This window comes from Bacillus sp. FSL K6-1284, assembly GCF_038002625.1.
Lineage (GTDB): Bacteria > Bacillota > Bacilli > Bacillales > Bacillaceae > Bacillus > Bacillus paralicheniformis.
Genome location: NZ_JBBOCW010000001.1, coordinates 125,972 through 140,570 on the forward strand (window position 1 = coordinate 125,972; position 14,599 = coordinate 140,570).

Consider the following 14,599-nt stretch of genomic DNA (forward strand, 5'->3'; position numbering starts at 1 on the left):
TATAAAATATACATTTTTGGGAACACTAATAAAATCGGTATTTTGTTTTTGGATGTGGTTTTCTAAATTAGAAACCCTTTTTTCTTTTGTCTTGTAAAAGTATTTCTTACATATTTGCGGAAGAAATGCTTGTTACACATATATTACGCATGATTTGAGGGGTGAATCAGTTGACAGGTCAACTAGTTCAGTATGGACGACACCGCCAGCGCAGAAGCTATGCACGCATTAGCGAAGTGTTAGAATTACCAAATCTCATTGAAATTCAAACCTCTTCTTATCAGTGGTTTCTTGATGAGGGTCTTAGAGAGATGTTTCAAGACATATCGCCAATTGAGGATTTCACTGGTAACCTCTCTCTGGAATTTATCGACTACAGCTTGGGCGAGCCTAAGTATCCGGTAGAAGAATCAAAAGAGCGCGACGTGACCTACTCAGCTCCGCTGCGTGTTAAGGTCCGCTTAATCAACAAAGAGACCGGTGAAGTAAAGGATCAGGATGTCTTCATGGGTGATTTCCCTATTATGACAGACACTGGAACCTTTATTATCAACGGTGCGGAACGGGTCATTGTATCTCAGCTCGTTCGTTCTCCAAGTGTATATTTTAGTGGTAAAGTAGACAAAAACGGTAAGAAAGGTTTTACCGCGACTGTCATTCCAAACCGTGGCGCATGGTTAGAATACGAGACTGATGCGAAAGATGTTGTTTATGTACGCATCGATCGCACACGTAAGTTGCCGGTTACGGTTCTTTTGCGTGCTCTTGGCTTCGGATCTGACCAAGAGATCATTGATCTCATCGGTGAAAACGAGTATTTGCGCAATACGCTTGATAAAGATAATACGGAAAACACCGATAAAGCGCTTCTTGAAATCTACGAGCGTCTTCGTCCAGGAGAGCCGCCTACAGTAGAAAACGCAAAAAGCCTGCTTGATTCAAGGTTCTTTGATCCGAAAAGATATGACCTTGCAAGTGTAGGACGTTATAAAATTAATAAAAAGCTTCACATCAAAAACAGACTGTTTAATCAGCGGCTTGCTGAAACGCTGATCGATCCTGAAACAGGCGAAATTCTTGCCGAAAAAGGCGCGATTTTAGACAGAAGAACGCTTGACAAAGTCCTTCCGTACCTTGAAAACGGAATCGGTTTTAAAAAGCTGTATCCGAACGGCGGAGTTGTCGAAGATGAAGTGACGCTTCAGTCTATTAAAATCTATGCCCCGACAGATCAAGAAGGGGAGCAGACAATCAATGTGATTGGAAATGCTTATATTGAAGAAGGCGTTAAAAATATTACACCTTCTGATATTATCTCTTCCATCAGCTATTTCTTTAACCTGCTTCACGGAGTGGGCGATACCGACGATATCGACCATTTAGGAAACCGCCGTCTCCGTTCAGTGGGAGAGCTTCTGCAAAACCAATTCCGTATCGGTTTAAGCAGAATGGAGCGTGTTGTTCGTGAAAGAATGTCTATTCAAGATACAAACACGATCACGCCACAGCAGCTGATCAATATTCGCCCTGTCATCGCATCAATCAAAGAGTTTTTCGGAAGCTCGCAGCTTTCTCAGTTTATGGATCAGACGAATCCGCTTGCTGAGCTGACGCATAAGCGCCGTCTGTCAGCGCTCGGACCGGGCGGTTTGACCCGTGAGCGCGCCGGAATGGAAGTCCGTGACGTTCACTATTCCCACTACGGCCGGATGTGTCCGATTGAAACTCCTGAGGGTCCAAACATCGGTTTGATCAACTCGCTTTCTTCATTCGCGAAAGTGAACCGTTTCGGCTTCATCGAAACGCCGTATCGCCGCGTTGACCCTGAGACTGGAAAAGTAACGCCGAGAATCGATTACTTGACAGCTGATGAAGAAGACAACTATGTCGTTGCCCAGGCTAACGCACGTCTGAATGATGACGGATCTTTTGTGGATGACAGCATCGTCGCCCGTTTCAGAGGGGAGAACACCGTTGTTCCGAAAGACCGCGTCGACTATATGGACGTTTCGCCTAAACAGGTTGTCTCTGCCGCGACTGCATGTATTCCTTTCTTGGAAAACGACGACTCAAACCGCGCCCTAATGGGAGCGAACATGCAACGGCAGGCTGTACCTCTTATGCAGCCTGAATCTCCGATCGTCGGAACCGGAATGGAGTATGTATCTGCAAAAGACTCCGGTGCCGCTGTTATTTGCCGCCATCCTGGAATCGTTGAACGGGTGGAAGCAAAAAACATCTGGGTGCGCCGCTATGAAGAAGTCGACGGCCAGAAAGTCAAAGGGAACCTTGATAAATACAGCCTGCTGAAGTTTGTTCGTTCCAACCAGGGAACTTGCTACAACCAGCGTCCGATCGTAAGCGTCGGTGATGAGGTTGTAAAAGGTGAAATTTTAGCTGACGGTCCGTCTATGGAAAAAGGTGAGCTTGCCCTTGGACGCAACGTCATGGTCGGCTTTATGACATGGGATGGCTACAACTACGAGGATGCCATCATCATGAGCGAACGCCTTGTAAAAGACGACGTATACACGTCTATTCATATTGAGGAATACGAATCAGAGGCCCGGGATACAAAACTCGGACCTGAAGAAATTACACGTGATATTCCAAACGTCGGTGAAGACGCTCTTCGCAATCTCGATGAACGCGGAATTATCCGTGTCGGTGCTGAAGTAAAAGACGGAGATCTTCTTGTTGGTAAAGTAACGCCTAAAGGTGTTACAGAGCTTACTGCAGAAGAGCGCCTGCTTCACGCCATCTTCGGCGAAAAAGCGCGTGAAGTCCGCGATACGTCGCTGCGTGTGCCTCACGGAGGCGGCGGTATCATCCTTGATGTAAAAGTGTTCAACCGCGAAGACGGAGACGAACTGCCTCCGGGCGTTAACCAGCTCGTCCGCGTTTACATCGTTCAGAAGCGTAAAATTTCTGAAGGGGACAAAATGGCCGGACGCCACGGGAACAAAGGTGTTATTTCGAAAATCCTTCCGGAGGAAGATATGCCGTATCTGCCTGACGGAACACCGATTGACATCATGTTAAACCCGCTGGGCGTACCATCGCGTATGAACATCGGGCAGGTGTTGGAGCTGCACCTTGGTATGGCTGCACGCCGTCTCGGTCTGCATGTCGCGTCGCCGGTATTTGACGGTGCCCGCGAAGAAGATGTGTGGGAAACGCTTGAAGAAGCCGGCATGTCAAGGGACGCAAAGACAGTCCTTTACGACGGCCGAACTGGGGAGCCGTTTGACAACCGGGTGTCTGTCGGCATCATGTACATGATCAAATTGGCTCACATGGTTGACGACAAATTGCACGCGCGTTCTACAGGTCCTTACTCACTCGTTACCCAGCAGCCTCTCGGAGGTAAAGCGCAGTTCGGTGGACAGCGTTTTGGAGAGATGGAAGTTTGGGCGCTTGAAGCTTACGGTGCAGCATATACACTTCAAGAAATCCTGACTGTTAAATCGGATGATGTCGTAGGCCGTGTGAAAACATACGAAGCCATCGTAAAAGGCGACAATGTTCCAGAACCTGGTGTTCCGGAATCGTTCAAAGTATTGATCAAAGAGCTTCAAAGCTTAGGTATGGACGTCAAAATCCTATCAAGCGACGAAGAAGAAATCGAAATGAGAGACTTGGAAGACGACGAAGACGCGAAACAAAACGAAGGGCTTTCTCTGCCGAATGATGAAGAGTCTGAAGAATTCGTTTCTGCTGACGCAGAGCGCGATGTCGTCACAAAAGAATAAACGAATTTTATACGCAAGTGACAGGGTATAACCCGAAGATAAAAAGGGAGGTAGGCCCCTTGCTGGATGTGAACAATTTTGAGTATATGAACATCGGTCTCGCTTCACCTGACAAAATCCGTTCATGGTCTTACGGAGAAGTGAAAAAGCCTGAAACAATCAACTATCGTACTTTGAAACCTGAAAAAGATGGTCTATTCTGCGAGCGCATTTTCGGTCCTCAAAAGGACTGGGAATGCCACTGCGGAAAGTACAAGCGGGTTCGTTATAAAGGCGTAGTCTGCGACCGTTGTGGAGTTGAAGTAACCCGGGCTAAAGTCCGTCGTGAGAGAATGGGGCATATCGAGCTGGCAGCCCCTGTTTCTCACATCTGGTATTTTAAAGGAATCCCGAGCCGTATGGGTCTTGTGCTGGATATGTCTCCGCGCGCATTGGAAGAAGTCATTTACTTTGCTTCTTATGTCGTAACAGATCCGGCCAATACACCGCTTGAGAAAAAACAGCTTCTTTCTGAAAAAGAGTACCGGGCGTACCTTGATAAATACGGAAATAAATTCCAGGCATCAATGGGTGCTGAAGCGATTCATAAGCTCCTTCAAGATATCGACCTCGATAAAGAAGTGGATATGCTGAAAGAAGAGCTTAAAACGTCACAAGGACAGCGCCGCACACGTGCGATCAAACGCTTGGAAGTATTGGAAGCATTCCGCAACTCCGGAAATAAGCCGTCCTGGATGATCCTCGACGTTCTTCCGGTCATTCCGCCTGAGCTGAGACCGATGGTACAGCTTGACGGTGGACGTTTTGCAACTTCCGATCTGAACGATTTGTACCGCCGTGTCATCAACCGTAACAATCGTTTAAAACGTCTTTTGGATCTTGGAGCGCCAAGCATTATCGTTCAAAACGAAAAGCGCATGCTTCAAGAAGCCGTGGACGCGCTGATCGATAACGGACGCAGAGGCCGTCCTGTTACAGGTCCGGGAAACAGACCGTTAAAATCCCTTTCTCACATGCTGAAAGGTAAACAAGGCCGTTTCCGTCAAAACCTTCTCGGTAAACGTGTTGACTACTCAGGCCGTTCGGTTATCGTCGTAGGTCCGAACCTGAAAATGTATCAATGCGGTCTTCCGAAAGAAATGGCGCTGGAACTGTTCAAGCCATTCGTCATGAAAGAGCTTGTTGAAAAAGGTCTTGCCCACAACATTAAGAGTGCGAAGCGTAAAATTGAGCGCGTTCAGCCGGAAGTCTGGGATGTCCTTGAATCAGTTATCAAAGAACACCCTGTGCTTCTCAACCGTGCACCTACGCTTCACAGATTAGGTATTCAAGCGTTTGAACCAACGCTTGTCGAAGGCCGTGCCATCCGTCTTCATCCGCTTGTATGTACGGCATACAACGCTGACTTTGACGGTGACCAAATGGCGGTTCACGTTCCTTTATCAGCAGAAGCGCAAGCTGAGGCGCGCATCTTGATGCTTGCCGCACAAAACATCCTGAACCCTAAAGACGGAAAACCGGTTGTTACGCCGTCTCAGGATATGGTGCTTGGAAACTACTATCTGACGCTAGAACGCCCAGGCGCAGTCGGCGAAGGTATGGTTTTCAAAGATACGGATGAAGCGCTTCTTGCGTATCAAAACGGATATGTTCATTTGCATACGAGAGTAGCCGTTGCGGTTAACTCCCTGAAAAATGAAACATTTACCGAAGAACAGCGTTCCAAGCTGCTCGTTACAACTGTCGGAAAACTGATCTTCAACGAGATTCTTCCGCCGTCGTTCCCATACATGAACGAACCGACGAAGAGCAACATTGAAGAAAAAACACCTGACCGTTTCTTCTTGGATTACGGTGCAGATGTTAAAGAAGCCATTAAGAACCAGGAAATCAACCAGCCGTTCAAAAAAGGCATTTTGGGTAAAATCATTGCGGAGATCTTCAAAAGATTCCATATTACAGAAACATCAAAAATGCTTGACCGCATGAAAAACCTTGGATTTAAATATTCGACAAAAGCCGGAATTACGGTCGGTGTTTCCGATATCGTCGTATTGGACGACAAACAGGAAATCCTTGAAGAAGCGCAAGGAAAAGTTGATAACGTCATGAAGCAGTTCAGACGTGGTCTGATTACTGAAGAAGAGCGTTATGAACGGGTCATTTCCATCTGGAGTGCAGCTAAAGATACGATCCAAGGCAAGCTGATGAAATCCCTGGATGAAATCAACCCGATCTACATGATGAGTGATTCCGGAGCCCGGGGTAACGCATCAAACTTTACGCAGCTTGCGGGTATGCGCGGTCTGATGGCCAACCCGGCTGGACGGATCATCGAACTTCCGATCAAGTCAAGCTTCCGCGAAGGTTTAACGGTACTCGAGTACTTTATCTCTACTCACGGTGCGCGTAAAGGTCTTGCGGATACGGCTCTGAAGACAGCCGACTCAGGTTACCTGACACGCCGTCTCGTAGACGTAGCCCAAGACGTCATCATTCGTGAGACTGACTGCGGCACAGACCGAGGTATTCTTGCCAAAGCCATCACGGAAGGCACAGAAGTGATCGAGCGTCTTGAAGAGCGTCTTGTCGGCCGATTCGCGAGAAAACCTGTTAAACATCCGGAAACAGGTGAAGTGCTTGTGGATGAAAACGAGCTGATCGACGAAGATAAAGCGCTCGAAATTGTCGAAGCAGGCATTGAAGAAGTGTGGATCCGCTCCGCATTTACATGTAATACGTCACATGGTGTATGTAAACGATGCTACGGCCGCAACCTGGCAACAGGAACCGACGTCGAAGTCGGGGAAGCAGTCGGAATCATCGCTGCCCAGTCCATTGGTGAGCCGGGTACACAGTTAACAATGCGTACCTTCCATACGGGCGGGGTTGCCGGAGACGATATTACACAAGGTTTGCCGCGTATCCAGGAATTGTTTGAAGCGCGAAACCCTAAAGGTCAAGCGACGATCTCTGAAATTGACGGTGTCGTAGCTGAAATCAATGAAGTGCGTGACAAACAGCAGGAAATCGTCGTTCAGGGCGAAGTCGAAAGCCGTTCATATACGGCGCCTTACAACGCGCGCCTGAAAGTCACTGAAGGAGAGAAAATTTCCCGTGGCCAGGTGCTGACAGAAGGTTCGGTTGATCCGAAAGAGCTTCTGAAAGTTACTGACATCACGACGGTGCAAGAATACCTCCTTCATGAAGTGCAGAAGGTTTATCGTATGCAAGGGGTTGAAATCGGGGATAAGCACGTCGAGGTTATGGTTCGCCAGATGCTTCGCAAAGTGCGTGTCATCGATGCCGGCGACACGGAAGTGCTGCCAGGCACGCTGCTCGATATTCACCAGTTTACCGAAGCGAACAAAAAAGTTCTGCTCGGAGGCAAACGCCCTGCAACAGGCCGTCCGGTGCTTCTCGGTATCACCAAAGCATCGCTTGAAACGGATTCCTTCCTGTCTGCCGCGTCATTCCAGGAAACAACACGTGTCCTGACAGATGCAGCAATCAAAGGAAAACGCGATGAGCTTCTCGGCCTGAAAGAGAATGTTATCATCGGTAAGCTTGTTCCTGCTGGAACGGGTATGCTGAACTACCGTAAAGTGAAGCCGGTATTGCAAGTCCAATCATCTGATGAAATGGTTCCGGCTGAATAAATAAAAAAATCCTAAAGAAGGATGTCACTAAAAATTGTCATCATGTGTTGACATCCTTCTTTCAGGATGATAATATAACCAAGGTGCTCAATTTAAACCTGTTACTTTGGAGGATATATGATGTCTTATGATAAAGTATCACAGGCTCAATCTATTATTATCGGTACGAAGCAGACAGTCAAAGCGCTGAAGCGCAATTCTGTTAAGGAAGTCGTCGTAGCAAAAGACGCTGATCCTTTTCTGACGTCAGATGTTATTAACCTGGCAAATGAACAAGGGATTCCCGTCTCAATGGCAGAGTCCATGAAAAAGCTCGGCAAAGCCTGCGGAATTGAAGTCGGAGCTGCAGCTGTTGCCATTATTCAATAACGTACTCGTTGTTTTTGCTTTTATGCAAAGGCATTGTTTTTTGCTTTTAAATGAACCACCTGGGTATGTGGGTTATAAAACATGATGAAGGGAGGAATTACAAAATGCCTACAATTAATCAGCTAGTCCGCAAAGGACGCGTAAGCAAAGTTGAAAATTCTAAGTCTCCAGCACTTAACAAAGGATACAACAGCTTCAAGAAAGAGCACACTAACGTATCTTCACCACAAAAACGCGGAGTATGTACTCGTGTCGGTACAATGACACCGAAGAAGCCGAACTCGGCGCTTCGTAAATATGCCCGTGTTCGTTTAACTAACGGAATCGAGGTTACGGCCTACATTCCTGGTATCGGACACAACCTGCAAGAGCACAGTGTCGTATTGATCCGCGGTGGACGTGTAAAAGACTTACCGGGGGTACGCTACCACATCGTGCGTGGCGCGCTTGATACTGCCGGAGTTGAAAACCGTGCACAAGGCCGTTCTAAATACGGTACAAAACGTCCTAAGAAAAAATAATTCCGTTTAAATACAAATAAAAGGGTTTTTAAAAGCAAGGAGTTCTGGCAATGCTGTTAAGGGCATCAGGCTTTTCGCGCCTAGCGCTGGTTTGATCCCGGCAGCTGAACCGTGAAATCCCTCTGCTTACTGTAAACCCGTAACAAGAGAAGGGAGGATAATCAGATGCCACGTAAAGGTCCTGTAGCAAAAAGAGATGTTTTACCTGATCCGCTTTACAACTCTAAACTGGTTACTCGTTTGATCAACAAAATGATGATCGACGGTAAAAAAGGTAAAGCTCAAACAATCCTATACAAGTCATTCGATATTATTAAAGAACGTACCGGCAACGATGCAATGGAGGTTTTCGAACAAGCATTGAAGAACATCATGCCAGTGCTTGAAGTTAAAGCACGCCGCGTAGGTGGTGCAAACTACCAAGTACCTGTAGAGGTTCGTCCTGAACGCCGTACGACTCTTGGACTTCGCTGGTTAGTAAACTACGCTCGTCTTCGCGGAGAAAAAACGATGGAAGAGCGTTTAGCTAACGAAATCCTTGATGCAGCTAACAACACTGGTGCAGCTGTTAAGAAACGTGAAGATACTCATAAGATGGCTGAAGCAAACAAAGCGTTCGCTCACTATCGCTGGTAATCTCACACGACAAAATATTATTCCCTAAGAAGGAAGGAGAAAAGACCCAATGGCAAGAGAGTTCTCCTTAGAAAAAACTCGTAATATCGGAATCATGGCTCACATCGATGCCGGTAAAACGACAACAACTGAACGTATCTTGTTCTACACAGGCCGTATCCATAAAATTGGTGAAACTCATGAAGGGGCTTCCCAAATGGACTGGATGGAGCAGGAACAAGAACGCGGTATCACAATCACATCCGCTGCAACAACTGCACAGTGGAAAGGTTACCGCGTAAACATCATCGACACACCAGGACACGTAGACTTCACAGTTGAGGTTGAACGTTCCCTGCGCGTACTTGATGGTGCCGTTGCCGTTCTTGACGCACAATCAGGCGTTGAGCCGCAAACTGAAACAGTTTGGCGTCAGGCAACAACTTACGGAGTACCTCGTATCGTATTTGTCAACAAGATGGACAAAACGGGTGCGGACTTCCTTTACTCTGTAGGAACTCTTAAAGACCGTCTTGAGGCGAACGCTCACGCGATCCAATTACCGATTGGCGCCGAAGACAATTTCGAAGGGATCATCGACCTTGTAGAAAACGTTGCGTACTACTATGAAGATGATCTTGGAACACGCTCTGATGCGCGTGAAATCCCTGCCGAGTACAAAGACAAAGCTGAAGAGCTTCGCGCCAGCTTGATTGAAGCTGTTGCTGAGCTTGATGAAGAGCTTATGATGAAGTACTTGGAAGGCGAAGAAATCACAGTTGACGAGCTGAAAGCGGCAATCCGCAAAGGAACTTGTAACGTTGAGTTCTATCCGGTTCTTTGTGGTTCAGCTTTCAAAAACAAAGGTGTTCAATTAGTGCTTGACGCAGTTCTTGACTACCTGCCAGCTCCAACTGACGTACCGGCAATCAAAGGTACTCTGCCTGATTCTGAGGAAGAGGTTACTCGTGAGTCTTCTGACGACGCACCTTTCTCAGCACTTGCATTTAAAGTTATGACTGACCCTTACGTTGGTAAATTGACGTTCTTCCGTGTGTACTCAGGAACACTTGATTCCGGTTCATACGTAAGAAACTCAACAAAAGGCAAACGTGAGCGCGTCGGACGTATCCTGCAAATGCACGCCAACAGCCGTGAAGAAATCTCTACTGTGTACGCAGGGGATATCGCTGCTGCTGTAGGTTTGAAAGACACGACTACAGGGGACACGCTTTGCGACGAGAAAAACCTTGTTATTCTTGAATCTATGGAATTCCCTGAGCCTGTTATCCACGTTGCAATCGAGCCTAAATCTAAGGCTGACCAAGACAAAATGTCTACTGCGCTGGCTAAATTGGCTGAAGAGGATCCAACATTCCGTGCGCATACTGACCCTGAAACAGGTCAAACGATCATCGGCGGTATGGGTGAGCTTCACCTTGATATCATCGTTGACCGTATGAAACGCGAATTTAAAGTTGAAGCCAACGTTGGTGCTCCTCAAGTTGCGTATCGTGAAACATTCCGTGCGAGCGCGCAAGTTGAAGGTAAATTCGTACGTCAGTCTGGTGGACGCGGGCAGTTCGGACACGTTTGGATCGAATTCTCTCCAAACGAAGAAGGAAAAGGCTTTGAGTTCGAAAACGCAATTGTCGGTGGTGTCGTTCCTCGTGAATACATTCCGGCTGTTCAAGCAGGACTTGAAGATTCACTTCAAAACGGTGTAGTCGCAGGTTACCCTGTTATCGACATCAAAGCGAAATTGTTTGACGGTTCTTACCATGACGTCGACTCAAACGAAATGGCGTTTAAAATCGCTGCTTCAATGGCGCTTAAAAACGCGGCAAGCAAGTGTAACCCGGTTATTCTTGAGCCGATCTCCAAAGTTGAAGTCGTTATCCCAGAAGAATACATGGGAGACATCATGGGTGATATTACATCACGCCGCGGTCGCGTAGAAGGTATGGAAGGACGCGGAAACGCTCAAGTCGTTCGCGCGATGGTTCCACTTTCTGAAATGTTCGGTTACGCTACGGCTCTCCGTTCAAACACACAAGGACGCGGTACGTTCACAATGGTCTTTGACCATTACGAAGAAGTGCCTAAGAGCATTGCTGATGAGATCATCAAAAAAAATCAAGGTGAATAATTGATTTTGCCTCTTCATTAAAGTATAAATACTATTGTAAGATGAGAAAGTGAAACATCGCTTTCACTTTCTATCACTCTATATAACAAAAACTAACCTTTTTAAGGAGGATTTTCAGAATGGCTAAAGAAAAATTCGACCGTTCCAAATCACATGCCAACATTGGTACAATTGGACACGTTGACCATGGTAAAACTACATTAACAGCTGCTATCACAACTGTGCTTCATAAGAAATCTGGTAAAGGTACTGCTATGGCATACGACCAAATCGACGGTGCTCCAGAAGAGCGTGAGCGCGGTATCACAATCTCTACTGCACACGTTGAGTACGAAACAGAAACTCGTCACTATGCACACGTTGACTGCCCAGGACACGCTGACTATGTTAAAAACATGATCACTGGTGCTGCGCAAATGGACGGAGCGATCCTTGTTGTATCTGCTGCTGACGGTCCAATGCCACAAACTCGTGAGCACATCCTTCTTTCTCGTAACGTAGGTGTGCCTTACATCGTAGTATTCTTGAACAAATGCGACATGGTAGACGACGAAGAGCTTCTTGAGCTAGTTGAAATGGAAGTTCGCGATCTTCTTTCTGAGTATGAGTTCCCTGGTGACGATGTACCAGTTATCAAAGGTTCTGCACTTAAAGCTCTTGAAGGTGACGCTGAATACGAAGCTAAAATCTTCGAACTGATGGATGCAGTTGACGAATACATCCCAACTCCAGAGCGCGATACTGAAAAGCCATTCATGATGCCTGTTGAGGACGTATTCTCAATCACAGGTCGTGGAACAGTTGCTACTGGACGTGTAGAGCGCGGACAAGTTAAAGTCGGTGACGAAGTTGAAATCATCGGTCTTCAAGAAGAAAACAGCAAAACAACTGTTACAGGTGTTGAAATGTTCCGTAAGCTTCTTGACTATGCAGAAGCTGGAGACAACATCGGTGCACTTCTTCGCGGTGTATCTCGTGAAGATATCCAACGTGGTCAAGTACTTGCTAAACCAGGTACAATCACTCCACATAAAAAGTTCAAAGCTGAAGTTTACGTTCTTTCTAAAGAAGAGGGTGGACGTCACACTCCATTCTTCTCTAACTACCGTCCTCAGTTCTACTTCCGTACAACTGACGTAACGGGTATCATTCAGCTTCCAGAAGGCGTAGAAATGGTTATGCCTGGAGACAACATCGAAATGACTGTTGAATTGATTTCAACAATCGCGATCGAAGACGGAACTCGCTTCTCTATCCGTGAAGGCGGACGTACAGTTGGTTCTGGCGTAGTATCTTCTATCACTGAATAATACTTATAAAATAAAAAACGAGATCCGACCGGGTCTCGTTTTTTATTTGTCCTGAAGTCCTTGATTATCCTTGCTGGAATCTGTATAATAAAAAAAGTGTGCAAAAGCCGGTAATATTCAATATTACCTTGCATCATGCCTATAAATTTTGTATAATAGTGCATGTTGGTCTTTGACTGCGATGAAGTGAGAGGTTGCTGACACACCCGGCCGCTTTGCCATGGCAAGGTGATTCAGGTTTTTCTCACGGAGAATTGTCTAATGTAAGTAGGCGAAAAGGAGGGAAAATAATGGCAAAACAAAAAATTCGTATTCGTTTAAAAGCGTATGATCATAGAATCCTTGATCAATCTGCTGAGAAGATTGTTGAAACGGCTAAACGTTCCGGAGCCAGCGTTTCTGGTCCGATTCCGTTGCCAACTGAGAAATCAGTTTACACAATCCTTCGTGCGGTGCACAAATACAAAGATTCTCGTGAGCAATTCGAAATGCGTACACATAAACGTTTGATCGACATTGTGAACCCAACACCACAAACTGTCGATGCTCTAATGCGATTAGATTTACCATCTGGTGTCGATATCGAAATTAAACTTTAATCTAAAATATAGAATGATTTTTATAGGAGGTGTGACGAATGACCAAAGGAATCTTAGGAAGAAAAATTGGTATGACGCAAGTTTTCGCAGAAAACGGTGATCTTATTCCGGTAACTGTTATCGAAGCTGCTCCTAACGTTGTACTTCAGAAGAAAACTTCTGAAAACGACGGCTATGAAGCGATTCAGATCGGTTTTGACGACAAGCGTGAGAAGCTTGCCAACAAACCAGAAAAAGGACACGTTGCAAAAGCGGAAACTGCTCCTAAGCGCTTCGTTAAAGAATTACGCGGAGTGGATATGGATGCGTATGAAGTTGGTCAGGAAGTCAAAGTTGATATTTTCTCTAACGGAGAAGTCGTAGATGTAACAGGAACATCGAAAGGTAAAGGTTTCCAAGGCGCTATCAAACGCCACGGACAATCTCGCGGACCTATGTCTCACGGTTCACGCTACCATCGCCGTCCTGGTTCAATGGGACCGGTAGACCCTAACCGTGTATTCAAAGGAAAGCTGTTGCCTGGACGTATGGGCGGAGAGCAAATCACTGTTCAAAACCTTGAAATCGTAAAAGTTGATGCAGAGCGCAATCTTCTTTTAGTTAAAGGTAACGTTCCTGGTGCGAAAAAATCATTAGTCGCTGTTAAAAGCGCTGTTAAATCTAAATAATTCTCTTAGGAAAGGAGGAAATTGATCATGCCAAAAGTAGCTTTATATAACCAAAACGGTTCTACTGCTGGTGATATCGAATTAAACGACTCTGTATTTGGAATCGAGCCAAATGAGAGCGTAGTATTCGACGCTATTCTTATGCAAAGAGCTTCCTTACGTCAAGGAACTCATAAAGTAAAAAATCGTTCGGAAGTACGTGGCGGAGGTCGCAAACCTTGGCGTCAAAAAGGTACCGGCCGTGCTCGTCAGGGATCTATCCGTTCACCGCAATGGCGCGGAGGTGGTATCGTATTCGGACCTACACCACGCAGCTATGCATATAAATTACCGAAAAAAGTTCGCCGCTTGGCTATCAAATCAGCATTGTCTTCTAAAGTGAATGACAACAACTTGATCGTTCTTGAAGATCTTAATCTTGATGCGGTTAAAACAAAAGAAATGGCAGCTATCCTTAAAGGTCTGTCTATCGAGAAGAAAGCTTTAATCGTAACTGCGGATGCAAACGAGACAGTTGAACTATCTGCTCGTAACCTTCCAGGAGTTACTGTTGTTGAAGCTAACGGAATCAACGTCCTCGATGTTGTCGGTCATGAGAAGCTTGTGATCACGAAAGCAGCGGTTGAAAAAGTAGAGGAGGTGCTTGCATAATGAAAGATCCTCGTGATGTTCTAAAGCGCCCCGTCATTACTGAACGTTCTGCTGATTTAATGACTGAGAAAAAATATACGTTTGAAGTAGACGTAAGAGCTAACAAAACAGAAGTGAAAGACGCTGTTGAGCAAATCTTTGGAGTGAAAGTTGAAAAAGTCAACATCATGAACTACAAAGGGAAATTCAAACGTGTCGGCCGCTACTCTGGTATGACAAACAAACGCAGAAAAGCGATTGTTAAGCTTACTGAAGACAGCAAAGAAATCGAAATTTTTGAAGCTTAATCACTTGTAAAAAGAAGGA

Annotated in this window: 11 protein-coding genes; all 11 read left to right on the forward strand. The window is 46.0% G+C overall.

What is annotated here, in order from left to right:
* Nucleotides 1-170: 170 nt before the first annotated feature.
* The 11 genes from rpoB (at nt 171) to rplW (ending at nt 14,580) form a co-directional block, all read left to right on the forward strand.
* On the forward strand, nt 171-3,752 hold the full coding sequence (rpoB, locus tag MHB72_RS00700) for a DNA-directed RNA polymerase subunit beta (RefSeq protein ID WP_020449852.1): 3,582 nt from the start codon (nt 171-173) through the stop codon (nt 3,750-3,752).
* Between the two features lie 59 nt (nt 3,753-3,811).
* Nucleotides 3,812-7,411, forward strand: coding sequence for a DNA-directed RNA polymerase subunit beta' (gene rpoC, locus MHB72_RS00705; RefSeq protein ID WP_020449853.1), 3,600 nt, complete (start codon nt 3,812-3,814; stop codon nt 7,409-7,411).
* Between the two features lie 120 nt (nt 7,412-7,531).
* Entirely contained in the window at nt 7,532-7,780 is a 249-nt protein-coding gene (locus MHB72_RS00710) for a 50S ribosomal protein L7ae-like protein (RefSeq protein WP_023855916.1), read from the forward strand.
* Nucleotides 7,781-7,884: 104 nt separating this feature from the next.
* A complete protein-coding gene (gene rpsL / locus MHB72_RS00715; RefSeq protein WP_020449855.1) occupies nt 7,885-8,301 on the forward strand; it encodes a 30S ribosomal protein S12 in 417 nt (138 codons plus the stop codon).
* 165 nt (nt 8,302-8,466) lie between these two features.
* On the forward strand, nt 8,467-8,937 hold the full coding sequence (gene rpsG, locus MHB72_RS00720) for a 30S ribosomal protein S7 (protein ID WP_003178317.1): 471 nt from the start codon (nt 8,467-8,469) through the stop codon (nt 8,935-8,937).
* Between the two features lie 49 nt (nt 8,938-8,986).
* On the forward strand, nt 8,987-11,065 hold the full coding sequence (gene fusA, locus MHB72_RS00725) for an elongation factor G (RefSeq protein WP_023855914.1): 2,079 nt from the start codon (nt 8,987-8,989) through the stop codon (nt 11,063-11,065).
* A gap of 119 nt (nt 11,066-11,184) precedes the next feature.
* Entirely contained in the window at nt 11,185-12,375 is a 1,191-nt protein-coding gene (tuf, locus tag MHB72_RS00730; RefSeq protein ID WP_023855913.1) for an elongation factor Tu, read from the forward strand.
* Between the two features lie 290 nt (nt 12,376-12,665).
* Nucleotides 12,666-12,974, forward strand: coding sequence for a 30S ribosomal protein S10 (rpsJ, locus tag MHB72_RS00735; RefSeq protein WP_003156464.1), 309 nt, complete (start codon nt 12,666-12,668; stop codon nt 12,972-12,974).
* 38 nt (nt 12,975-13,012) lie between these two features.
* Nucleotides 13,013-13,642: a 50S ribosomal protein L3 gene (gene rplC, locus MHB72_RS00740; RefSeq protein WP_020449858.1), complete on the forward strand. Its 630-nt coding sequence runs from the start codon at nt 13,013-13,015 to the stop codon at nt 13,640-13,642.
* A 27-nt stretch (nt 13,643-13,669) separates the two neighbouring features.
* Nucleotides 13,670-14,293, forward strand: a complete 624-nt coding sequence (gene rplD / locus MHB72_RS00745) for a 50S ribosomal protein L4 (RefSeq protein WP_020449859.1) — start codon at nt 13,670-13,672, stop codon at nt 14,291-14,293.
* A complete protein-coding gene (gene rplW / locus MHB72_RS00750) occupies nt 14,293-14,580 on the forward strand; it encodes a 50S ribosomal protein L23 (RefSeq protein ID WP_020449860.1) in 288 nt (95 codons plus the stop codon). Before rplD ends, rplW begins: the two co-directional genes overlap by 1 nt.
* The last annotated feature ends 19 nt before the right edge of the window (nt 14,581-14,599 follow it).

Excerpts from the sequence above, each read along its gene's own strand:
- rpsL (WP_020449855.1), top strand. The coding sequence starts at position 7,885 with ATGCCTACAATTAATCAGCTAGTCCGCAAAGGACGCGTAAGCAAAGTT.
- rpsJ (WP_003156464.1), top strand. The coding sequence starts at position 12,666 with ATGGCAAAACAAAAAATTCGTATTCGTTTAAAAGCGTATGATCATAGA.
- MHB72_RS00710 (WP_023855916.1), top strand. The coding sequence starts at position 7,532 with ATGTCTTATGATAAAGTATCACAGGCTCAATCTATTATTATCGGTACG.
- fusA (WP_023855914.1), top strand. The coding sequence starts at position 8,987 with ATGGCAAGAGAGTTCTCCTTAGAAAAAACTCGTAATATCGGAATCATG.
- rplD (WP_020449859.1), top strand. The coding sequence starts at position 13,670 with ATGCCAAAAGTAGCTTTATATAACCAAAACGGTTCTACTGCTGGTGAT.
- rplC (WP_020449858.1), top strand. The coding sequence starts at position 13,013 with ATGACCAAAGGAATCTTAGGAAGAAAAATTGGTATGACGCAAGTTTTC.
- rplW (WP_020449860.1), top strand. The coding sequence starts at position 14,293 with ATGAAAGATCCTCGTGATGTTCTAAAGCGCCCCGTCATTACTGAACGT.
- tuf (WP_023855913.1), top strand. The coding sequence starts at position 11,185 with ATGGCTAAAGAAAAATTCGACCGTTCCAAATCACATGCCAACATTGGT.
- rpsG (WP_003178317.1), top strand. The coding sequence starts at position 8,467 with ATGCCACGTAAAGGTCCTGTAGCAAAAAGAGATGTTTTACCTGATCCG.